21 protein-coding genes and 1 riboswitch are annotated in these 21872 nt (G+C 70.6%); of the genes, 14 read left to right on the top strand and 7 right to left on the bottom strand.

Annotated features, from left to right (window positions below; all coding sequences use genetic code 11):
* Nucleotides 1-117: 117 nt before the first annotated feature.
* Nucleotides 118-1746: a chaperonin GroEL gene (gene groL, locus GVV86_RS16200; RefSeq protein ID WP_120169909.1), complete on the top strand. Its 1629-nt coding sequence runs from the start codon at nucleotides 118-120 to the stop codon at nucleotides 1744-1746.
* A 134-nt stretch (nucleotides 1747-1880) separates the two neighbouring features.
* Here groL and GVV86_RS16195 read toward each other — a convergent pair whose 3' ends face one another.
* The 6 genes from GVV86_RS16195 to GVV86_RS16170 form a co-directional block, all read right to left on the bottom strand.
* Complete coding sequence (locus GVV86_RS16195; RefSeq protein WP_159619332.1) at nucleotides 1881-2171, bottom strand: WXG100 family type VII secretion target; 291 nt, start codon at nucleotides 2169-2171, stop codon at nucleotides 1881-1883.
* A gap of 106 nt (nucleotides 2172-2277) precedes the next feature.
* Nucleotides 2278-3690: a sensor histidine kinase gene (locus tag GVV86_RS16190; RefSeq protein WP_159619330.1), complete on the bottom strand. Its 1413-nt coding sequence runs from the start codon at nucleotides 3688-3690 to the stop codon at nucleotides 2278-2280.
* 63 nt (nucleotides 3691-3753) lie between these two features.
* The gene (locus GVV86_RS16185; RefSeq protein ID WP_159619328.1) at nucleotides 3754-4473 is read right to left on the bottom strand and encodes a response regulator transcription factor; all 720 of its coding nucleotides are present in this window, start codon (nucleotides 4471-4473) and stop codon (nucleotides 3754-3756) included.
* Between the two features lie 76 nt (nucleotides 4474-4549).
* Nucleotides 4550-6190, bottom strand: a complete 1641-nt coding sequence (locus GVV86_RS16180; protein WP_159803383.1) for a DNA repair helicase XPB — start codon at nucleotides 6188-6190, stop codon at nucleotides 4550-4552.
* Nucleotides 6183-8651 (bottom strand): helicase-associated domain-containing protein, encoded by a 2469-nt coding sequence (locus GVV86_RS16175; protein WP_159803382.1) that lies wholly within the window; start codon nucleotides 8649-8651, stop codon nucleotides 6183-6185. Before GVV86_RS16175 ends, GVV86_RS16180 begins: the two co-directional genes overlap by 8 nt.
* Before the next feature lie 65 nt (nucleotides 8652-8716).
* Complete coding sequence (locus tag GVV86_RS16170) at nucleotides 8717-8965, bottom strand: hypothetical protein (protein ID WP_159619322.1); 249 nt, start codon at nucleotides 8963-8965, stop codon at nucleotides 8717-8719.
* A gap of 171 nt (nucleotides 8966-9136) precedes the next feature.
* On the opposite strand from GVV86_RS16170, the gene GVV86_RS16165 reads away from it, so the two are divergent.
* The 3 genes from GVV86_RS16165 to GVV86_RS16155 are packed head-to-tail and all read left to right on the top strand — an operon-like array spanning nucleotide 9137 to nucleotide 11647.
* Entirely contained in the window at nucleotides 9137-9520 is a 384-nt protein-coding gene (locus GVV86_RS16165) for a cold-shock protein (RefSeq protein WP_120169921.1), read from the top strand.
* Between the two features lie 6 nt (nucleotides 9521-9526).
* Nucleotides 9527-10330, top strand: a complete 804-nt coding sequence (locus GVV86_RS16160; protein ID WP_246199830.1) for a DUF3027 domain-containing protein — start codon at nucleotides 9527-9529, stop codon at nucleotides 10328-10330.
* A gap of 42 nt (nucleotides 10331-10372) precedes the next feature.
* Entirely contained in the window at nucleotides 10373-11647 is a 1275-nt protein-coding gene (locus GVV86_RS16155; protein WP_159619320.1) for an MFS transporter, read from the top strand.
* A gap of 24 nt (nucleotides 11648-11671) precedes the next feature.
* Here the strand turns inward: GVV86_RS16155 and serC are convergent, their stop codons facing one another.
* On the bottom strand, nucleotides 11672-12808 hold the full coding sequence (serC, locus tag GVV86_RS16150; protein ID WP_159619491.1) for a phosphoserine transaminase: 1137 nt from the start codon (nucleotides 12806-12808) through the stop codon (nucleotides 11672-11674).
* A gap of 257 nt (nucleotides 12809-13065) precedes the next feature.
* Here serC and GVV86_RS16145 point away from each other — a divergent pair, with 257 nt between their 5' ends.
* The 10 genes from GVV86_RS16145 (at nucleotide 13066) to GVV86_RS16105 (ending at nucleotide 21690) form a co-directional block, all read left to right on the top strand.
* Complete coding sequence (locus GVV86_RS16145) at nucleotides 13066-13761, top strand: iron-dependent transcriptional repressor DtxR (protein WP_159619319.1); 696 nt, start codon at nucleotides 13066-13068, stop codon at nucleotides 13759-13761.
* A gap of 365 nt (nucleotides 13762-14126) precedes the next feature.
* Nucleotides 14127-14891, top strand: a complete 765-nt coding sequence (locus GVV86_RS16140) for a M23 family metallopeptidase (protein ID WP_159803381.1) — start codon at nucleotides 14127-14129, stop codon at nucleotides 14889-14891.
* 123 nt (nucleotides 14892-15014) lie between these two features.
* A riboswitch (cyclic di-AMP (ydaO/yuaA leader) is annotated at nucleotides 15015-15166 on the top strand.
* A 53-nt stretch (nucleotides 15167-15219) separates the two neighbouring features.
* Complete coding sequence (locus GVV86_RS16135) at nucleotides 15220-15957, top strand: NlpC/P60 family protein (protein ID WP_246670019.1); 738 nt, start codon at nucleotides 15220-15222, stop codon at nucleotides 15955-15957.
* Nucleotides 15958-15990: 33 nt separating this feature from the next.
* Nucleotides 15991-16812, top strand: a complete 822-nt coding sequence (locus tag GVV86_RS16130) for an NlpC/P60 family protein (RefSeq protein ID WP_159619315.1) — start codon at nucleotides 15991-15993, stop codon at nucleotides 16810-16812.
* 240 nt (nucleotides 16813-17052) lie between these two features.
* Nucleotides 17053-17550, top strand: coding sequence for an HNH endonuclease (locus GVV86_RS16125; protein ID WP_159619314.1), 498 nt, complete (start codon nucleotides 17053-17055; stop codon nucleotides 17548-17550).
* Nucleotides 17547-18167 carry a molybdenum cofactor guanylyltransferase gene (gene mobA, locus GVV86_RS16120; RefSeq protein ID WP_246199828.1) on the top strand — a complete coding sequence of 207 codons (621 nt, stop codon included), beginning with the start codon at nucleotides 17547-17549 and terminating at the stop codon, nucleotides 18165-18167. Before GVV86_RS16125 ends, mobA begins: the two co-directional genes overlap by 4 nt.
* A gap of 20 nt (nucleotides 18168-18187) precedes the next feature.
* On the top strand, nucleotides 18188-18463 hold the full coding sequence (locus tag GVV86_RS18785) for a DUF6457 domain-containing protein (RefSeq protein WP_246199827.1): 276 nt from the start codon (nucleotides 18188-18190) through the stop codon (nucleotides 18461-18463).
* A complete protein-coding gene (locus GVV86_RS16115; protein WP_159619313.1) occupies nucleotides 18460-19716 on the top strand; it encodes a molybdopterin molybdotransferase MoeA in 1257 nt (418 codons plus the stop codon). Before GVV86_RS18785 ends, GVV86_RS16115 begins: the two co-directional genes overlap by 4 nt.
* Nucleotides 19717-19757: 41 nt before the next feature.
* A complete protein-coding gene (fdhD, locus tag GVV86_RS16110; protein WP_159619312.1) occupies nucleotides 19758-20654 on the top strand; it encodes a formate dehydrogenase accessory sulfurtransferase FdhD in 897 nt (298 codons plus the stop codon).
* A 4-nt stretch (nucleotides 20655-20658) separates the two neighbouring features.
* Nucleotides 20659-21690, top strand: a complete 1032-nt coding sequence (locus tag GVV86_RS16105; protein ID WP_159803379.1) for an LLM class flavin-dependent oxidoreductase — start codon at nucleotides 20659-20661, stop codon at nucleotides 21688-21690.
* Nucleotides 21691-21872: the final 182 nt, after the last annotated feature.

The raw sequence follows: 21872 nt of genomic DNA, 5'->3' as shown, positions 1-21872 counted from the left end.
TGCACCCGGAGCGTAAAGAGATCGTTTCCGGGAAAGCCCGTCCGTCGCGGGCACCGCAGGCTGGTGACCACTCGTTTGCTGAAATGCATAACTGTCCCCGAAAGGACCTAAGCCGTTATGGCCAAGATCATTTCTTTTGATGAAGAGGCCCGCCGCGGCCTCGAGCGCGGGTTGAACATCCTCGCTGACGCCGTCAAGGTGACGCTGGGCCCGCGTGGCCGCAACGTCGTCCTCGAGAAGAAGTGGGGCGCCCCCACGATCACCAACGATGGTGTCTCCATCGCCAAGGAAATCGAACTGGACGACCCGTTCGAGAAGATCGGCGCCGAGCTGGTCAAGGAAGTCGCCAAGAAGACCGACGACGTCGCAGGCGACGGCACCACCACGGCGACCGTCCTCGCCCAGGCCCTGGTCAAGGAAGGCCTCCGCAACGTGGCCGCCGGCGCCGACCCCCTGAGCCTCAAGCGCGGCATCGAGAAGGCCGTCGCGGCTGTCACCGAGGAACTGCTTGCCTCCGCCAAGGAGATCGAGACGAAGGAAGAGATCGCCGCCACGGCTTCGATCTCCGCTGGGGACACCCAGATCGGCGACTTGATCGCCGAGGCGCTCGACAAGGTCGGCAAGGAAGGTGTCATCACCGTTGAGGAGTCGAACACCTTCGGGCTCGAACTCGAGCTCACCGAAGGCATGCGCTTCGACAAGGGCTACATCTCCGGTTACTTCGTGACCGACGCCGAGCGCCAGGAGACGGTCCTCGAAGACCCGTACATCCTGATCGTCAACTCGAAGATCTCCAACGTCAAGGATCTCGTCGCCGTCCTCGAGAAGGTCATGCAGTCGGGCAAGCCGCTGCTGATCATCGCCGAAGACGTTGAAGGCGAAGCACTCGCCACCCTCGTGGTGAACAAGATCCGTGGCACCTTCAAGTCCGTCGCCGTCAAGGCTCCGGGCTTCGGCGACCGCCGCAAGGCACAGCTGGCCGACATCGCCATCCTCACCGGTGGCCAGGTCATCGCCGAAGAAGTCGGCCTCAAGCTCGAAAACGCCACGCTCGACCTGCTGGGTCAGGCCCGGAAGGTCGTCGTCACCAAGGACGAGACCACCATCGTCGAGGGTGCTGGCGACGCCGACGCGATCGCCGGCCGGGTCGCCCAGATCCGCGCCGAGATCGACAACTCGGACTCGGACTACGACCGCGAGAAGCTGCAGGAACGCCTGGCCAAGCTGGCCGGCGGCGTTGCAGTCATCAAGGCCGGTGCAGCCACCGAGGTCGAGCTCAAGGAGCGCAAGCACCGCATCGAGGACGCTGTCCGCAACGCGAAGGCCGCCGTTGAAGAGGGAATCGTCGCCGGTGGCGGCGTTGCCCTGATCCAGGCCGGCGCCAAGGCGTTTGCCAGCCTCGAGCTCTCCGGCGACGAGGCAACCGGTGCGAACATCGTCCGCGTTGCCATCGATGCTCCGCTGAAGCAGATCGCCTTCAACGCCGGTCTCGAGCCCGGTGTTGTCGCCGACAAGGTCCGCGGCCTGCCCGCCGGCCACGGCCTCAACGCCGCAACCGGTGTCTACGAGGACCTGCTCGCCGCAGGCGTCAACGACCCCGTGAAGGTCACCCGCTCGGCGCTGCAGAACGCCGCGTCGATCGCCGGGCTGTTCCTGACCACCGAGGCCGTTGTCGCGGACAAGCCTGAAAAGGCTGCCCCCGCAGGCCCCGGTGCCGACGAGATGGGCGGAATGGGCGGCTTCTAGTCCCCACCCGCGGCTCTCGAGCCGACTAGGAGCGGCATCCCCTTTCGAGGGGGTGCCGCTCCTTCGCGTTAATGAGCGTCAGCGCCAGGGCGGTGGCCGCGGCGGGGGACCGCCGGTACTGCGGTGACCGGGTGTCAGGGAAGGAACATCCGTGCGTTGGTCAGTTCCGCCTCGGCGTAGTGGCGGCCCGCTGCGGCGAGCGCTTCGTTGATGGCGGCCAGGGATTCCTCGACCCTCGCCTGCGTTCCCCGCCACTGGGCAACGAGGGCCTGGAAGTTGGAGGCGGCCTGGCCGGTCCACAACGCCTCGAGCTCCCGCAGCCCCGCCTGCATCGAGTCGACCTCCGCCTGCAGCCTGCCGATGGTTCCCTGCACCTGCGCGCTGCGAGCGGCAAGACTGTCGGTGTCGACGTTGAAATGTGCCATGGAGTCCTCCTGGGCAGGTTCCCTTCCGGCGGGTGCCGGTTTCGAAACCGTAGGTCACCGCGGGCCGGGCGGGGCTCCTCCCGGTCCGGTTGGGGACAACCGGACCTCAGGCGGGGTCTGTGGAGGAAAACTCATGGGGGTGCTCGTCCACGGCGTGGGGCAGGCGGATCGACAGGGTCGCTCCGCCGCCCGGAGTCTCCTCGAGCCTCACCGTGCCGTCGTGCTGGGCCACGAGCGCGGCGACGATGGCGAGCCCCAGCCCGGTACCTCCGGTTTCCCGGTGCCGGGAGGAATCGGCGCGGTAGAAGCGTTCGAAGACGCGCGCGGCGTCCTCTTCGGAAATCCCGGGCCCGTGGTCGCGGACCTCGATCACCGAGTCGCTCCGTCCGTGGATGACGGGGGCGACCCCGACGGCGACCTCGATGGGGGATCCCTCGGGGGTGTAGCGCAGCGCGTTGGTCATGAGGTTGCCCACCACCTGCCGCAGCCGGGCTTCGTCGCCGACAGTGGGCGCCGGACGTGGTGCACCACCGTCGAGCCCGGTGACGGTGATGGTGCGGTCGGGCGCGATGGCCCGGGCGTCGAGGGCGGCGTCATTGCCGAGGACCATCAGGTCGATGGGCTTCGCCTCAAGCGGCCGCTGCTCGTCGATCCGTGCGAGTGTCAGCAGGTCCTCCACCAGGTGGCCCATCCGGATGGCTTCGCTTTCGATCCGGCCCATGGCCGCCGCGACGTCCTCCTCCTTCTGCAGCGCTCCGTGCCGGTACAGCTCCGAGAACCCGCGGATGGTCACCAGGGGCGTGCGCAGTTCGTGGGAGGCGTCGGCGACGAACCGGCGCATCTTCCGTTCGGATGCGGTGCGCGCGGCGAAGGCCCGCTCGATGTGGGCAAGCATGGCGTTCAGGGAGCGGGAGAGGCGCCCGACCTCCGTGGCGGGCCGCTCGACGTCGACGCGGCGCGAGAGGTCCCCGGCGGCGATGGCGGCGGCGGTGCGCTCCACCCGGGCCAGTGGGCGGAACTGGCGGGTCACGGCGACGAAGGCGATGGCCGAGGCGATCATCGTCGCCACCAGGCCCACCGTGAAGATGATTTCAGAGGCCTCCTGGACGGAGTCGTCCACGGTGGTCATGGGGGAGGCGATGGCCAGGGTCTGCGGCCCGTCCTCGTACTCGAGGACCTTCACCCGCCAGCCCGGGCTGTCCGGTGCGGTGCCGCGCACCTCGAACGCCTTACCCTTGAGCCTGTTTACCTGCTCGGAGGTGAGGTGCGGAAGCCGGGGAACGTCGGACTCAGCGGCCGAATGGGAGGTCTCGAGGATGGTGCCGTCGGGGCCGAGGAGCGCCCCGTAGAAGCGCAGAAGCGGGCGGTCGCTCGCGCTGCGGTCGTGGAAGAAGGCGTTGGAGACGTTCTGGGCGTTGGCGGTCAGGTCCCCGTCCATGCGTTCGATCAGCCCGTTGCGCAGCAGCGAAACCGTCACGATCCCGGTGATGCCCACGGTCACCACCATGAGCAGGGTCATGATGGCCACCAGCTGCGAGCGCAGCGAAGCCGAATTCCACCGTCGAATCAAGGGCCCTGCTACCTACCGTCGGTCCGTGGAGCGCAGGAGATAACCCACGCCCCGCTTTGTCTGGATCAGTGCCGCCGCGTCGGCGTTCTTGTCGATCTTCCGGCGGAGGTAGGAGATGTACGACTCGACGATCGAGGCATCCCCGTTGAAGTCGTACTCCCACACGTGGTCGAGGATCTGCGCCTTGGACAGCACCCGGTTGGGGTTCATCATGAGGTAGCGCAGCAGCTTGAACTCGGTAGGGGACAGTTCGATGATCTCCCCGGCCCGGCGGACCTCGTGCGCGTCATCGTCGAGTTCAAGGTCGTCAACCCGGATGACGGCATCGTCGTCGGACAGGGGCTGGGTCCTTCGCAGCACGGCCCGGATCCGGGCGACCACCTCATCGAGGCTGAAGGGCTTGGTGACGTAGTCGTCACCGCCGACGGTGAGGCCGGTGACCTTGTCTTCGGTGTCGTCGCGCGCGGTGAGGAAGACCACCGGGAAATGCCTGCCCGCCGCCCGGAGGCGCCGGGTGACGGTGAAGCCGTCCATGTCGGGAAGCATGACATCGAGGACTGCGAGGTCGGGGTTGTGGGCCTCGGCCGCGGCGAGGGCCTCCCGGCCGTTGCCGGCGGCGACGACGTCGAAACCGGCGAACCGCAGGGAGGTGGACAGCAGTTCACGGATGTTCGGTTCATCGTCGACGACGAGGAGCTTCGCTTCGGGGGTCGGTTTCTTCACCTGCGCCATTATCCGCTCGTTTTCTGGAAATTGTCTGGACGTCCGCTGGATGCCGCCCCGACGTAGGCGGGCGCCCCCTCCGGCGTCACCCGGCGAGTCCGGCGGCGTCGAGGATCCGGTAGGCGTAGCCCTGCTCGGCGAGGAAGCGCTGCCGCTTGGCGGCGAAATCCTGGTCGAGGGTGTCGCGGGCGACGACCGTGTAGAAGCGGGCGGCGCGTCCGTCGGCCTTGGGCCGCAGCAGCCGGCCCAGGCGCTGGGCCTCCTCCTGGCGTGAGCCGAACGACCCCGAAACCTGGATGGCGACCGAGGCCTCGGGCAGGTCGATCGAGAAGTTGGCGACCTTGGACACCACAAGGGTCGAAATCTCCCCGCTGCGGAAGGCCTCGAAGAGCCGCTGGCGCTCCTTCACGGCGGTGTCGCCCTTGATCACCGGCGCGTTCAGCCGCTCGCCGAGGTCATCGAGCTGGTCCAGGTACTGCCCGATGACCAGCAGCTGTTCACCCTTGTGGGCGGCGGCGAGCTTCTCGACCACGCCGGACTTGGTATCCGACGTCGCGCACAGCCGGTACTTGTCGCCGTCCTCGGCCATGGCGTAGGCGACCCGTTCGTCCCGGGGCAGGTCGACGCGGACCTCGACGCAGTCGGCCGGGGCGATGTACCCCTGGGCCTCGATGTCCTTCCAGGGGGCGTCGTAGCGTTTCGGGCCGATCAGCGAGAAGACCTCGCCCTCCCGGCCGTCCTCGCGGACGAGGGTGGCGGTGAGCCCGAGGCGGCGCCGTGCCTGAAGGTCGGCCGTCATCTTGAAGATGGGAGCCGGGAGCAGGTGGACCTCGTCGTAGACGATCAGCCCCCAGTCGTTCTTGTCGAGCAGCTCAAGGTGCGGGTAGAGCCCGCCGCGCCGGGTGGTGAGGACCTGGTAGGTGGCGATCGTCACCGGCCGGACCTCCTTCAGGGCGCCGGAGTATTCGCCGATGTCCGACTCGGCCAGTGAGGTGCGCTTGAGGAGTTCGTCCTTCCACTGGCGGGCGGAAACGGTGTTGGTGACGAGGATCAGGGTGGTGGTCTGGCTGGTGGCCATGGCCGCCGCCCCGACGATGGTCTTGCCGGCGCCGCAGGGCAGCACCACCACCCCGGACCCGCCGGAGAAGAAACTGTCGGCCGCAAGCTTCTGGTAGGGACGCAGCGACCAGCCGTCCTCGGTCAGGGCGATGGGGTGGGGGGTGCCGTCGACGTAGCCGGCGAGGTCTTCGGCCGGCCAGCCCAGCTTGAGCAGCAGCTGCTTGAGCTGGCCGCGCTGCGAGGAGTGAACGATGACGGTTTCACCGTCGATGCGCGGGCCAAGCAGGGGTGCGATCTTCCTTGCGTGCAGGACCTCCTCCAGCACCGGATAGTCCGTGGTGCGCAGGACCAGCCCGTGCTGGGGGTCCTTCTCCAGCCGCAGCCGCCCGTAGCGGGACATCGTGTCCTCGATGTCGATCAGCAGGGCGTGAGGGACGGGGAAGCGGGAGTACGTCAGCAGGGTGTCGAGGACCTGCTCGGCGTCGAGGCCCGCGGCGCGTGCGTTCCACAGCCCCAGCGGGGTCAGACGGTAGCTGTGGACGTGTTCGGGGGCGCGCTCCAGCTCCGCGAAAGGCGCAATCGCATGGCGCGCCTCGGCGCCCTGCGGGTGGTCGACCTCCAGCAGGAGGGTCTTGTCGCTCTGGACAATCAGCGGTCCATCAGCCATCGGAGGTCCCTTCGATAATTTCAACGTCCATCACCCGGTGCACCGAGACAACCTTCTCGACCTGCCGCACCGGATCGAAAACCCGCACCCTGCCGCCGGAGACCGACAGGGGCACGAGGACCTGCCGGACGGCGTTGCCCTGGCTGTCGGCGGTTCCGAGGCGGACCGGGGAGCGTTGCCGGATGGCGGTGCGCAGCGTTTCGAGTCCCAGCAGGGTTTCCCCTTCGACGCCCGCCGCCCGGTCGGGCGCCTGCCGGGGGCCGGCCCGAAGGGAATCCACCTGGGCGGTGATCTCCTCCTCGGTGATGGACCAGGGGCCGGGCCGGGCGCGCGTAGGCCCTGCAGGCAGGGCGGACGGTGGGCTCGACGGTGGGGCGGGGTCCGAGGGAGGGGCGCCGGCGCCGGGCGGGGTCGGGTGCTCGGGGGCGGGCGTGTAACCAAGGTCGCGCAGCAGCGCTGTGAGCTCGTCGGCGCCGGCGCGGGCCGCCACGACCGTCGGAGCCAGCCGGACCGCGCCCAGCGCCGCGGCCCGCGGGTCGGCGAGCAGGGCCTCGACGGCGGCGTCGTCCTCGGTGCGCAGGTAGCTGCCCGCGCTGCCCACCCGGAGGGACCCGTATCGGGCGGCGGTGTCTTCGACGAGGTAGGTGAGGGCCTGGGGCAGCTCGGTTGCCGAACGGCGGGTCAAGAAGGCGAGGATCGACGCTGCGTCCTGCCCGGCGTCAAGAGCCGGGCGGAGTGAGGCCGCGGAGAACCGGTAGGTTGTGGCCGGCCCCCGGCCCTCCGGCGCCGCCAGCAGCAGCAGCTCCCGCGCCACCGCCGGGTCGAGGTAGCCGGGGGCGACGGCGGTGAGGTCCGCCTGGACGACGAAATGGCTCACGGGCGCCGGGAGTGCTTCCCGGACCGCGGCGGCGGCCTCCGGCAGGCGGTCCTGCTGCACGAGCTCCCCGATCGGGGTCAGGGCGCCGCCGCCGAAGAGCCCGAGTGCCTCCGCCTCCGCGAGGATGCCGGGGACGAGGCGTTCGAACCGCCGTCGGAGCCGCGGCTGGTGCCAGGCGAGCCGCGCGGTCAGGGACGGGGCGTCGACGCCCGGGGCGCCGTCGTGCTCAGCGGTCAGTTCGACGGCGGCGTCGAGGACCCGCCGGCGCACGCGGGGTGCGTCGGGGCGCGAGGCCTCGGCGGCCAGCGCGTTGATGGTGGCTCCGTCCGGGGACTTTGTCCCCACCATCGCGGGGGCGCGCTCGAGGTCGAGCCATCCGCCGGCCAAGGCCAGCCACAGCGCCTCCCGGTCGCCGTCGGCGGCTGCGGCCGCTCCGGTGGGCTTCCACCGTGAGTCGTCGACATCGAGCCCGAGCAGGCCCGCCCCGGCGGCGAGTTCGAGGAGCCACGGCGTGGCGGCCGGCTCGACCTGCAGCGCCTCGGTCAGCCGCTTCACCTCCCGTACGCCGACGCCGCCCGAGCGCAGGGTGGCCACCGGGGTGGGCCCGCCGGGGGCCAGCAGGGCATCCACGATGCGCAGGGTCTCGGCGACCGCGCTGTGGGCGGCGTTGTCACGGACCGCCGGGCGCACCGGGCGCATCTCGGGATCCGGTGGCGCGGCCTGCAGCGAGGCGGCGACCCGGTGCCCGCGCACCGCCCGGCCGACGCTGCGGGGCAGTTCGACATGGGCGACGTCGAGCGGGGCGAGCAGCCCGTGTCCGAGCAGCCAGTCCACCGGAGCCGCGGCGTGCCCGGGCCGGTACCCGGCGCGGGCGGCGGCGGGAACGACGCCCACGGGCGCTCCGGCGAGCCGCTCAAGCAGCTCCGCGGTGCCCGTCGGGGCCGTGGCCAGCAGGAGTTTCCAGTCCGCCGGACGTCCGACGGCGTCGGACAGCTCGCGGGCGGCGGCCTCAGGATCGGGGGTCGGACCTAGGGCGATACCGAGCGACCGGACCCGCCCGGCCGCCTCCACGAGCTGCCCGCCAAAGCCGGGCAGGACGCGGACGAGGGTTTCGAGGGGCCGGCCCAGGCCGGCGGGGTAGGGTCCGAGCGCCTCGGCCAGGGCGCCGACGGGAACGTAACCGGAACCGGCCGGCGTCGAGCCGTTCGACGCTCCGTCCTGTGGCCCTGCGTCCTGCGACACCGGGGGAGCCTGCAGCAGGGCCCGTGCGGTGAGCTGAGCCAGGACCGGCTCGAGCACCGGGGGTTCCGCGCCGCCGAGGAGGGCGCCCAGGGTGGCGGCGTCCACCCCGGTTCCGCCGGTGTCCTCGGCGGCGATGAGCACCGCCTCGAGGACCTGGAGCTGCGGTTCGGTGAGGTTCTCCAGTGCCCGCTGGAGGCTGGCGCGCGTCGAGGCCCGGGCGGCCAGTGCGGCGAAGTCCGGCACGGGCGGCAGCGACAGATCAGGGCGTGCCGATAGGAGGCTGCGCAGATCGGAGTCGCTGCGGGCGGCCAACTCGTCGGCCAGGGCGCGGATTGCGGACATTAGCTCAAGGTTACCCGGCAGCTGGCGGGAGCCGGCGCGGTGACCGGGCCCGGGGCTTTCCCGCCTCAGCTCCTGCGGCGCGTGATGACCGCGCCGAGGACCAGAGCGACCATCAGCAGGAAACCCAGCGGCAGCAGGATGAACGCCGCGTAGACGAAGCCCGGCCAGGCAGATCCCTGCAGCCAGGCTCCCACCAGGACCGCAATCAGCGAGGCCAGGCCCAGCGCAGCGCAGGTGACGGCGGCGAGCATCAGGGCGGTGCGCCCGCGCTGCGGTGCGGCGGCCGGCGGGGCCGGGATCTTGGAGGCTTCCATAACGCTTACAGCGTACAAGAACGCCCGCGCACACGAGTAAGCGCCAAGGGGATATTCTTTTATCTTAAAGACCTCCCCGGCAATGGCCGCCAGGGCAGAATCCTGCCGCAGCGCCGGGCTCCCCAGACAGCAGGCGGACACCGCCCCAGCAGACCAAGAAGAGGTAACTACGTGCCCATCGGCAAAGTGAAATGGTTCGACGCTGAGAAGGGCTTCGGCTTCGTCGCTACCGACGACGGCAAGGAGGTCTTCCTCCACGCTTCCGCCCTGCCTGCCGGCGTGACCGAGGTCAAGGTCGGCACGAAACTGGAATTCGGAGTCGCCGATGGCCGGCGGGGGCTCCAGGCCCTTTCCGCCAGGATCCTTGAGGCCGCGCCTTCGGTGGTCAAGGGCACCCGCAAGAAGGCCGACGACATGGCGGTCATCACCGAGGACCTCATCAAACTGCTCGACGGTGTGTCCAACGGGCTGCGCAAGGGCCGCTACCCCGAGAAGTCCCACGCGTCGAAGGTCGCTGCCGTGCTGCGCGCAGTCGCCGACGACCTGGACGCGTAGGCCGCCGTGATCCCCGCCCGCACCGACACCCCGGAGACCGATCCCGCTCCCGCCACCGACGCGGTCGACGCCGGTGCTCCCATAAAACGCCGGCCCGTCCGTCGGCAGGCCAAACCCGACACCGTGCTCGCCGCTGCGGTCGATTTCGCGCGGGAGGGCGTCCTCCAGGTGGCCCCGGCCGAGCAGGTCGGCGGCCACGTCACCTCCTACCCCGAGGGTGAGCGCCTCACGACCCACCGTTTCGAGGCTTTCGTTCCCGGCTACGGGAACTGGCACTGGTTCATCACCCTGGCCCGCGTGGCCCGCAGCAAGGAGCCGACGATCTGCGAGGTTGGCCTGCTGCCCTCCGAGACGGCACTGCTGGCACCGCAGTGGCTGCCCTGGTCCGAACGGGTGCGCCCCGAGGACCACCAGGACGCCGCCGACTCGCCGGCTCCCGGCGGGGCGGCCGCCGAACCGGCCGCCCAGGATTCGGCCTCCGTGGAGCCGGGTCCGGGCACCGACGGCGGTAGCGACGAGCCGGGCGCTGACCGGGCTGCCGACGACACTGACCGCGCCACCGACGACGCGACCGACGAGTCTGCGGCCGAGGACGGCACCGATCAGGTGGCGGCGGACAGCGGCACGGACCAGCCAGAGCTTAACAACGCCGCCGACGAGCCGGAGCCTAGCAACGCCACCGGCGACGGCGGTTCCGAGCCGGGCGGGGCGGCGTCGTCCGAAGCCGCAGACGTCCCCTCCGGTCCTGCCGCCGAACCGGCCGCCGGGCCCGCCCTCGCGGAGCCTTCCACCCCGGGCCGGGACGACTAGCGCCTTGCCTCCGACGGGTTCGGACGGTCCGGGAGTGCGCTGATGAGCACGTTCCGGTCGATGCGCATCCCGAACTACCGCCGGTGGTTCATCGGCGCCTCGATATCCAACATCGGCACCTGGATGCAGCGCACGGCCCAGGACTGGCTCGTCTACGACATCCTGACCGACCAGAACGCCTCCGCCCTCGGCATCGTCCTGGCGCTCCAGCTCGGCCCGCAGCTGCTGATCTCGCCCCTGGCCGGGCTGGTCGCCGACACGGTTGACCGCCGGAAGCTGCTGCAGGCGACGCAGGTTCTCATGGCGGTGCTCGCCGTCGGGCTCGGCCTGCTGGTCGTGCTCGGCGTGGCCGAACTCTGGCACGTCTATGCCTTCGCCCTCGCCCTCGGCGTCGTGTCCGCCTTCGATGCGCCGGCGCGGCAAAGCTTCACCTCGGAGCTGGTGCGCGATGAGTACCTGCCCAATGCGGTGGCCCTCAACAGCGCCTCCTTCAATGCCGCCCGCCTCGTCGGCCCCGCAGTGGCGGGGCTGCTGACCGCCGCCGTCGGGCCAGGGTGGGTGTTCCTGATCAACGCGCTCACCTTCGGCGCCATGGTTTACACCCTGATGGCGCTCCGCATCCCCGACCTGCAGGTCCAACCCAAGTCGCCACCGGGCAAGGGACGCATCCGGGAGGGCTTCCGGTATGTGCGGGGCCGGCCCGACCTGATGATGGTACTGCTCACGATCTTCCTTGTCGGTACCTTCGGCCTGAACTTCGCGGTGTTCATCGCCGCCATGGCCCGCACCGAGTTCGGCCAGGGCGCCGGGGTGTTCGGAGTGCTGTCCTCGGTCATGGCGATCGGGTCGGTCGTCGGGGCGCTGCTGTCGGCCCGGCGGGAGCAGCCCCGGCTGCGGTTCGTCTTCGGTGCCGCCGGCGCCTTCGGCACGGCATGCGTCCTCGCGGCGCTTGCACCCAACCTGATCCTGTTCGGCCTCGCCCTGGTCCCCGTAGGCCTGTTCGCCCTCACCCTCCTCACCAGCGCCAACGCCTACGTTCAGACCACGACGCAGCAGGTGATGCGCGGGCGGGTGATGGCGCTGTACCTGGCGATCTTCCTGGGCGGGACGCCGCTCGGGGCGCCCGTCGTGGGCTGGGTCTCGGACGCCTTCGGGCCGCGGTGGAGCCTGGGCGTCGCCGCAGCCTCGGGGCTGGTGGCGGCGGCCGCCGGGCTGTTCTGGGCCTGGCGGTACCACGAGGTCCGGATCCGGTACGACCGTTCCACGCCCCGGCGGCTGCGGATCACGCACGAGACGCCGCAGGGCCCGGGGGACTGACCCGGGGCACGCCCGCGCGGGACCTCACTCGGTCGGACCGTCCGCCGGGAGCCTTTCGATGACGTAGTCGATGCAGGCCAGCAGCGCCGAGACGTCGTCAGGATCGATCGAGACGAAGGTGGCGATCCGCAGCTGGTTCCTGCCGAGCTTCCGGTAGGGCTCGACGTCGACAATGCCGTTAGCGCGCAGCACCGACGCGACCCGAGCGGCACGGATCGGCGCCGCGATGTCGATGGTGGCGATGACGTTCGAGCGGTCCTCCGGGCGCTGGACGTACGGGGTGGCGAGGGGGGAGGCCTCCGCCCAGGAGTAGACGCGCCCGGCCGAGTCGGCGGTGCGGGCCGCCGCAAACTCCATGCCGCCGTTGCCGAGAAGCCATTCGACCTGCGCGTTCAGCATCACGAGGGTCGCCAGGGCCGGCGTGTTGTAGGTCTGGTTCAGTCGCGAGTTCCCGATCGCCGTCTGCAGGTTCAGGAAGTCGGGAATCCACCGGTCCGAGGCGTCAATGCGCTCGGCGCGCTCCAGCGCGGCGGGGGAGAACAGGCCAAGCCACAACCCGCCGTCGGAGGCAAAGTTCTTCTGCGGGGCGAAGTAGTAGACGTCGGACTGGGAGACGTCGACCGCCAGTCCGCCGGCGGCCGAGGTGGCGTCGATGAGCACCAGGGCGCCGTCGTCCGCGCCGGCGACGCGTTCGACGGGCGCCGCGACCCCCGTCGAGGTCTCGTTCTGCGGCCAGGCATAGGCATCGACTCCTTCCTCCGCGGCAGGAAGCGGCCGGCTGCCGGGCTCGGAGGAGCGGATCGAGGAACGCTCAAGGAAGGGCGCCTTGTCGGTCGCGGCGGCGAATTTCGAGCCGAACTCTCCGAAGGAAAGGTGCTGTGCCTTCGACTCCACCAGCCCGAAGGCTGCAGCGTCCCAGAACGCGGTCGAACCTCCCACTCCGAGGACCACTTCGTAGCCGTCCGGCGCCCCGAAGAAGGTGGAGAGGCCGTCGCGGACGGCACCGACGAGGTTCTTCACCGGCTTCTGCCGGTGGGAGGTGCCAAGGATCGACGGGTTGGCTTCGGCGAGGGCCCTCAGCTGCTCCCCGCGGACCTTCGATGGGCCTGCGCCGAACCGGCCGTCCCGGGGCAGCAGATCGGTGGGAATCGACAGGTCCATAGGCTCGCTCACTGGTCCTCCGTGCGGATCGTGGGTTCTGGGGCAACGCGCCTCATTCTGCCCCAGGACCGGTGCGCCGGGTTATTTGTGAAGTCCGGCACGGCCCCGGGTGCGGGGGCTCACTGGATTGCCGGGGCGCATGGTGCATGGGTTAACCTGAGGGGGCGTAGGGACGCGGTCGGCCCCACCCGGACGTGCTGCAGCACGCGTTATCCTTACCTGCCCCGCACTGTGCCGTACCTAGGAGCCGAACGGTTATGACGGATCTCATCGATACCACCGAGATGTACCTGCGGACCATCCTTGAGCTCGAGGAAGAGAACATCGTTGCCCTCCGGGCCCGCATCGCCGAACGGCTGCGCCATTCCGGTCCGACGGTGTCCCAGACGATCGGGCGGATGGAACGCGATGGGCTCGTCGTCGTCTCGGGCGACCGCCACCTCGAACTGACCGAACTCGGCCGGCGCCGCGCCACCGGGGTGATGCGCAAGCACCGCCTGGCCGAACGGCTGCTGAGCGACGTCATCGGCCTCGACTGGGCGTATGTGCACGAAGAGGCCTGCAGGTGGGAACACGTGATGAGCGAGCGGGTCGAACGGCGGCTCTACGAACTGCTCGGCCAGCCCTCCCAGTCGCCCTACGGCAACCCGATCCCCGGCCTTGAGGCCATCGGAGGGGTGGCCTCAGAATCCACGACCGACGGTGTGACAACGCTGCTGGCGGCAATGGACGACTACCGGCCGGGCTCCTCGGTCACCCTGCTGCGCCTCGCCGAGCCGATCCAGGTCGACCCGGAACTCCTCTCCCAGCTGGCCGAGGGCGGGCTGCGCCCCGGAGCCTCCCTTAACCTCGAGTCGGTGGGCGGATACGTCTCGGTCCGGGTTCCCGGCGTCGAGGGTGCTCTCGAACTGCCGCCCGAGGTCGCCGCGCACGTCTTCGTCGCCGTCGCCTAGCGCAGACAGGCCTTCCGTCGTCCGCCCGGCTGGGGCGGGGGCCCCGGGCCCCCGGCGTTCCGCCGACCTGTATGCCGGCCTGTGTGCAGTACCGCGTGCACCCCGTCGCGCCGCTCTGGTTCGCCAGCCTGTGGGCGCGCCGCGTGCACCCCGTCGTGCTGCCCCGTTTTGCCGCCGGGGCATGATGCTGTGAGACTGTTCCCGATCGTCTCCTGATCCCCGCGCAGCCGCGGGGACAAGCCCGCCACCGGCGCCGGCCCGCAGGAGCGCACAGCATTTCCGCTCCCGGGACGCGTCCGCCGCTGCGGCGCCCCCGGTGCGGCCTGCCCGGTGCCGGGCGGGCATCGGCAGTGAAAGGGGACAGCATGCCGAAACACCGGGTGTCAGGCCGCCGCCGCGCGGAACCCGCCCAGCCCGCGCCGCGGCCGCGGGACGCGCACCGGACCAGCCGGCGCCGCAGCGGCCGGTGGGCCGGCGGCTCACCGGACCGGGCCGGACAGAAGCTGGCGATGGCCGCGGCCGTCTCCGGGCTGGTCCTGACGGCGGCCCTGCCGACCACTGCCGCAGGCACCTCGGCCTCGGCCGCCGGGACCGTGCCGGCACCGCAGGAGGTCCGCGCCCCGGAATCGGCAAGCATCAGCTTCACCCCCGTTCCCCTTCGAGGTTCCCAGGACTTCGACACCCAGCTCCGGGCAATCGTTGCCGCCTCGGACCGCCCGGGAGTGCCGCTGGGCGTGAAGGGCTCCCTGAGCGGGCCGCTCGAGACCCTCAAGGGCACCTCCGGGTTCGGCCACCGCGTCAGCCCGATGACGGGCCTCGCTGGGGAGTTCCACTCGGGGCAGGACTTCAGCGCCGCCTGCGGCACTGAGGTCCGCGCCGCCGCCGACGGGACCGTGATGTCCGCCGGGTGGCACCCCTACGGCGGCGGCAACCGGGTCGTCGTCGACCACGGCAACGGCCTGGAGACGACCTACAACCACCTCGCCTCGATGGAGGTCGCCAAGGGGGATTTCCTCGCGCGCGGAGCCGCCGTCGGAACCAGCGGCAGCACCGGCTCCTCCACCGGATGCCACCTCCATTTTGAGGTTCTGATCAGCGGGCGTCCGGTCGACCCGATGGGCTGGCTTTAGGGGCGACACACCTGTCGTGATCTGAATGTGACAATTGGGTCAGATGTGAGGTACGGTACTACTCGTGCCAAATCGTTATAGATTCGGCGCCCTCAAGCAAATCGCCTAGCTCTGCCATTGCCTGAGGTCCGTCCGCACAATTCGCATGGCAGAGGCGGGGGAACCAATTTTTGGGTTTCGTTTAGAAATCCTTGGGGTTAAGTCGCTGATTTCAGCGGCCGGGTGACTCCCATCCGAATCCGACAGCTCACCTCGCAGGCATTGGGAGAGGCAATCAAACGTGTCCAATAGCTCTTCTCTGGGGCGCCACCGCGCCGTCCAGGCTCCTGTGAATCCGCTAACGGCTCTCTCAAAGGCCGTCACCTCGAATGCCGGCTCGGTCGGCCGCCAGGCCGCCGCCGTCGTCGCCGCCTCGGGCCTCGTGCTCGCAGCCGGCCTCCCGGCCCACGGCTCCTCCACCGCCGAGCGCGAAGTACAGTCCTCCTCCTCGCTGAGCGTCACCGCTCCGGAAACCGCGGCCGTCAGCGCCGCGGCCACCGCCGCCGTCTCGTTCGAGCGTGAAGCCGTCACCGTGGCCCCCGCGCCCGTCGTCGTCGAAGCGCCGGTCGTAGAAGTCCCCGCTGCGGCCCCGGTCGTCCGGCCCGCAGTCGCAGCCCCCGCCGCTCCGGCTCCTGCCCCCATGCAGGTTGCCGCCGTCGCCGCCCCGGCTCCGGCCCCCGCCGCTCCTGCCCCCGCACCGAAGCCCGAGGTTCCCTCCTCCGGCATCGGCGCCGCACTCGTCGGATCCGCCTATTCCCAGATCGGTGTCGCACAGGACTGCACCGCGATGGTCGAGAAGGCCCTCCGCTCGGTTGGAAAGTCTGTGGGTGACCTCGCCCCCGGCCAGTTCTTCCAGTACGGCGACGTCGTCGGAACCCCCGCGGCCGGCGACCTTGTCATCACCGGCGGCCACGTCGCCATCTACGTCGGAAACGGCCAGGTCATCAGCGGTGGCCTCAACGGCCTTAATACCGGTCTTCACTCCCTGTCAGATCTGCCTGGCGCAAGCTTCGTCCGCGTTCGCTAGAACCCCTCTCTCAACACCTTCTGGAGATCTCCCATGTCTAATCGCGCCTCCATTGCCCGCCACCGCGGCGCAGCGCAGCGTACGGCTACACTCACCACCCTCGCCAAGGCCGTCAGCGACAACGCCGGCGGAATGGGCCGCCAGGCTGCCGTCGTTGCAGCCGCGTCGGGACTGGTCCTCACCTCCGGTGTGGCAGCGAACGCCGCCGACCTGCAGCCCGAGCGTGAATCCTTCACCTCGACGCTCGAGGTGACCGCGGCGCCGGCCGCCGTCGTCGCCGACGTCAACGCGAAGGTGGCGTTCAACCGCACCCCCGTGAAAGCCGTCGCCAAGCCGGTCGTCGTCGAAGCACCGGCCCCGGCCCCCGTGGCAGCCCCGGCTCCCGTGGCCGCCCCCGCCGTGGCCCCTGCCGCCCCCGCCGTCCAGGCGCCGGCACCCGCCGCCAAGGTCGTCACCGCAGCGGTTGCACCCGCCCCGGCTCCGGCTCCTGCTCCCGCGAAGCCCGCCGCCCCGGCAGCTCCCTCCGGCAAGGCAGCGACCATCGCCGCCGCCGCCAAGGCCCAGCTCGGTGTCATGCAGGACTGCACCCGCCTCGCCAGCAACGCCCTCGCCGCAGCGGGCATCAACTTCCACGGCTGGCCGGCCGGGTACCTTTCCCTGGGCCGCACCGTCGGCGCCGCCGAAGCCGTCCCCGGCGACCTGATCTACTACGCCGACGGCGGCATGGGCATGGCCCACATCGCCGTGTACATCGGTGGCGGCCAGGCGGTCCACGGTGGCTTCAACGGCAACACCACGGTCATCGCACCGGCCCAGCTCGGCTCGGGTCCCGTGTTCATCCGCGTCGGCGGCTGATCTCCGCGTTCAAAAGGACGGGCCGGCGGGGGAAACCTGCCGGCCCGTTGTTCGTTAACAGTGTCCGTCCCGCGGTGCGGCGGCGGGAGTGGGGTGCACCCTGCGATCCAGGCGATGACAGCGATGTGTTCCCGCCCGGGCGCCGGGCGGCTACCCTAGGCATTGTTAATTCGTAGAACTTATCCCGAACATCCGGGGTGGCAGCCGGCGGCGGGACATAGTCCGCAAAGAGGCATGCGCATGCGCACTCTCGTTTTGAACGCAGGATTCGAGCCACTGGCGGTTGTGACGTTCCGCCGCGCCCTGGTGCTGGTGCTGACGGGGAAGGCGAGCGTCATTGCGGAGGACGACGAGCCGGTCGTCGGGCCGACGGAGATCCTCGGGCGGCCGTCGGTGATCCTGCTGAACCGGTACGTGAAGATCCCGTACCGCCACGACCTGGCTGTCACCCGGAGGGGCGTCCTGCGGCGCGACAACCACCTGTGCGCCTACTGCGGGAAGACGGCGACAACCATCGACCACGTGGTGCCCCGCTCGCGGGGCGGCGGGGACACCTGGGAGAACATGGTGGCCTGCTGCCTGCGCTGCAACAACACGAAGGGGGACAAAACGCTCGCCAGTCTCGGCTGGCGCCTCCGGTTTGTCCCCAAGCCTCCCCGCGGGCCGCTGTGGCAGCTTAAGGAACTGGAGAAACCGGCGCCCTCCTGGAGCGAGTACCTCTCTGAATGGGCCGCGTGAGCGGAACCGTCCCGCCGGCGTTCGACGCCGTCATCCTGGCCGGCGGCAGGTCGAACCGCCTGGGCGGTACGCCGAAGGCCTCCCTGCGCATCGCCGGGGCGACCCTTCTCGAGCTCACCGTGCGGGCGGTCGCCGGCGCCGGCCGGATCACCGTCGTCGGCCCGGAGCCGGCCGCCGGGGTGCGCCCGGCGCCGGGTGCCCCGCCCGTGCGCTTCATGCGTGAGGACCCGCCGTTCGGCGGGCCCGCCGCGGCCCTGGCCGCCGCGCTGGCGCAGCCGGAGCCGGCGGGCTCCACCGCCCCCTGGCTGATGGTGCTAGCCTGCGACATGCCCCGGTCAGGGCAGTTGGTCCCCGCCCTGCTCGCGGCGGCCGCCGATGCCGGCACCTCCGTGATGGCGTCCGACGGAGGCCGGGACCAGCCGTTGGCCGCGCTGTACCGGCGCAGCGACCTCGAGGGCGCGGTGGCGGCCGCGGTCCAGGCCGGCGGTGTGGAAAATCTTTCGATGAAAGCCCTCCTTGCTAGGGTGAGTGTTCGACCGGTCCCGGTTCCACCGGGCACGACACTCGACGTCGACACGTGGGCCGATGCACGGGCCCTCGGGGTCGACGACGGCTAACCAACCCCGGGAGGGCCCTCATGGACGAGCGCGATCAATTACTTTCTCAGTGGTGTGAGAACCTGCTGGCCGCTTTTGAGCTTGAGGAGTCCCGGGTGGACATCAACGCGGTCCTGGCACTCGCCGGCAAGGCCGCCCACGCCGTCGTGCGGCCGGCGGCACCGCTGACGACTTTCGTCGCCGGCTACGCGGCCGGGCTTGCGGCGGCCAGCGGCCAGGCCTCGGAGGAGGTCGCCATGCGCTCCGCCCTCGCCCTCGCGGCCCGGCAGTGCGACGCCGCAGGGGCCGGCTCTTGAGCGCTGAGGCGGGGCGCAACCTCGGCTGGGAGGAGGCCCGGCAGGTGGCCCACGCCGCGGGCCAAGCCATGCCGTACCAGATGGTTCCGCTGGCCGATGCCCTCGGGCAGACGCTCGCCGAGCCGGTCACCGCGCTTCAGGACATTCCGCACTACGCCTCCTCGGCGATGGACGGGTGGGCCGTCAGCGGTCCGCCACCGTGGACCTTCGTCCACCCGCCGGTTGAGGACCCGCGCAGGCTGAATGCCCCGCACAGCGACTCGGGCACTATCACGCTTGAGCCGGGCCAGGCCACCTTCATCCTCACCGGCGGCACGGTGCCTGAGAACACCACGGGGATCCTGCGGACCGAGCACGGGCTGGTGCGCGGGGACAGCCTGGACCGCAACTCCCTTGCCCGCGCCGACGAACCGGCGCCTGGGGAGCACATCCGCCCCGCGGGCGAGGAGGCGGCCAGCGGCTCGACCGCTATTCCCGCCGGCGTCGTCCTGAACCCGGCGCAGATCGCCCTCGCGGCGGTGTGCGGCCACGACACCCTGGCGGTCCTGAGGGCCCCGCGGGTGTCGCTGCTGATGACCGGGGACGAGGTGATCGAGGCCGGGCTGCCGCAGCCCGGACAGGTGCGCGACACCTTCGGGCCGCAGCTCCCGGCGTTCGTGGCGATGCTCGGCGGCCACGTCGATGTTGCGGGCCGGGCCCGCGACGACTTCGACGACGTCGTACACGCCATCAGCTCTGAGGCCACCGACGCCGCCTCGCTCGCCCGGGCCTCGGGCGACGTGCTGATCACCACCGGCGGCACCGGAGGGTCATCCGCCGACCACATCCGGCGCGCCCTCGCGGCGCTTGAAGCCGAGCTGATCATCGACGGGATCGCCATGCGGCCGGGACATCCGACCCTGCTGGCCCGGCTGCCCGACGGGCGGTTCCTGGTGGGACTGCCGGGCAACCCGCTCGCGGCGATGATGGCGATGCTCACCGTTGCCGGGCCGCTGATCGCCGGGCTGCGGGGAGCGCCGCTCCCGCCGCTGCGCCAGGTGCTCAGCGGCGCCGACTTCGAGCCCCTGCCCGGCAGGAGCAGGCTGGTGCCGTACCGCACTGAGGCAGGGCGGGCCCAGCCGAGCACCCACCAGCGCTCCGGGATGCTCCGGGGACTGGCCCTGGCCCACGGGGTCATGGTGGTTCCACCCGCCGGCTGCGCCACCGACCAGCCCATGCAGGCGCTCGACCTGCCATGGCCCACTCCGCAGTGATGCGGCTACCCTCGAGATAGACCATCTCAAGGAGGCTCACCATGAACCGGGTCACCCAGCGGCGCCGCATCACCACGTTCCGCGCAACGGCGGATCCCCGCCGGCGCGAGGACGCACTGGCGGGGGAGGAACCCCTCGAGATCCGGCTGGGCGGGTCGGCCTTCACCGTGACCATGCGGACCCCGGGTGACGACTTCGACCTCGTCTCCGGCTTCCTGGTCTCCGAAGGCGTGGTGTGGGAACCCGGACAGCTGCCGAGCCTTCGGTACTGCGCCGGGGTGGACGAGTCGGGCCAGCAGACCTTCAACGTGGTGGAGGCGCAGCTGCGGCCGGGAACGGTGCTTCCCGACACGGCCCTTGAACGCCATGTCTACACCTCGAGTTCCTGTGGCATCTGCGGCACCGCCTCCATCGACGCGGTGCGCAAGTCCTCGCGCTTCGACCTGAGGGCCGATACGGCTGGGGTTGACCTCGAGGTGCTGCTCGGGCTGCCGGACCGGCTGAGGGAATCCCAGAAACTGTTCGACCGTACCGGCGGAGTGCACGCCGCCGGCCTGTTCACGGCCGACGGCGAACTGCTGTGCCTGCGCGAGGACGTCGGCCGGCACAACGCCGTGGACAAGGTGGTGGGCTGGGCACTGCGCGAGGGCAGGCTTCCCCTGGCGGGTACCATCCTCCAGGTCTCCGGACGGGCATCCTTCGAGCTGGTGCAGAAGGCCCAGCTCGCCGGGATCCCCATCCTGGCCGCCGTCAGCGCGCCGTCATCGCTGGCGGCCGACCTGGCCGACGACGCCGGCATGACGCTGGTGGGCTTCAGCAGGGGCTCCTCGCTCAACTGTTACTCCCACCCGGAGCGGATCCGGGCCGGTGCCGATGCCGGTGCCGGTGCCGCCGCGGACGCCGGTCCGGCGGGCCGTTCGGTGCCGGCCGCCGGGTAGTCCCGTGGAACTGGGCGTCTTCAGCTTCGGCGACCTCCACCCCGATCCGGTCACCGGAGAGCGGGTCTCCCCCCAGGCGCGCATGGCGCACCTACTCGAACGGGTGCGGCTCGCCGATGAGGTGGGCCTTTCCTACTTCGGCATCGGCGAACACCACCGCCCGGACTATGCCGTCTCATCGATCATTCCGGTGCTCTCGGCCGCGGCGGCCCAGACGACCTCCATCCACGTCGGCTCCGCCGTGACCGTCCTGAGCACCGAGGACCCGGTGCGGGTGTACCAGCAGTTCGCGACGCTTGACCTGCTCTCCGGCGGCCGGGCCGAGCTGACGGCTGGGCGGGGATCCTATATCGAGTCCTACTCCCTGTTTGGTGCCGCGCTCGAGGACTACGACGCGCTCTACGAGGAGAAGATCGGCCTGCTCCTGCAGCTCGACACGCAGGAGCGCATTACCTGGAGCGGACGGTTCCGGCCCGCACTCAGGGACGCGCTCGTCCTGCCGCGCCCGCCCTCGGGTCACCTCGACATCTGGATCGCTACCGGTGGAACGATGACGTCGACGGTCCGGGCCGCGCGCCTGGGCCGCCCGGTGATGTACGCAATGCTCGGCGGGACGGTCGGGAACTTCGCCGAGCACGCGCAGCTGTACCGGGCCACCGCCGCGGAGGCGGGGCACGATCCGGAGAGGCTGCGGGTCGGGGTGAGCAGCGTGGGCCTGGTGCTGCGGGAGGGCGCCCGGGAGCTGTTCCGGCCGTACTGGCTCGATACGATGACCCGAATATCGGCGGAGCGCGGATTCCCCACTCCCAGCGGCCTGACATACAACATGCAGGCGGCGCGCGCCGGTGCGGTCTTCGTCGGGACTCCGGAGGAGGTGGCGCAGAAGATCGCGCTCACCTCCGCCCAGATGCAGCACGACCGCCACATCTTTCAGTTCGATTTCTCCTCGGTGCCGCAGGCGAAGGTCCTTGAGTCGATCGAACTGCTGGGGACAGAGGTGCTGCCGTTGGTGCGGCGCGAGCTCGGAACCGCCTGACGGTCCCCCTCGGGGTGCGTGCGTCCCGCCGAGTGTGCAGTTAACCACGCTTCGGCGCCGGCAGTCTCTAGTTTTTAGCGCAACACCTTGAGGAACGGGGTGTGGTGTGGGTAAGAAGATTGGGTGGGAGACGCGGGCGGCGGCGTATCGGGCGCTGATCCGAGGCGTTTCGACGGTCCGGG

This window comes from Arthrobacter zhaoguopingii (assembly GCF_009828595.1).
GTDB lineage: Bacteria > Actinomycetota > Actinomycetes > Actinomycetales > Micrococcaceae > Arthrobacter_D > Arthrobacter_D zhaoguopingii.
The sequence above is the reverse complement of the archived record's forward strand: the minus strand, read 5'-3'. Positions and strand labels throughout refer to the sequence as shown.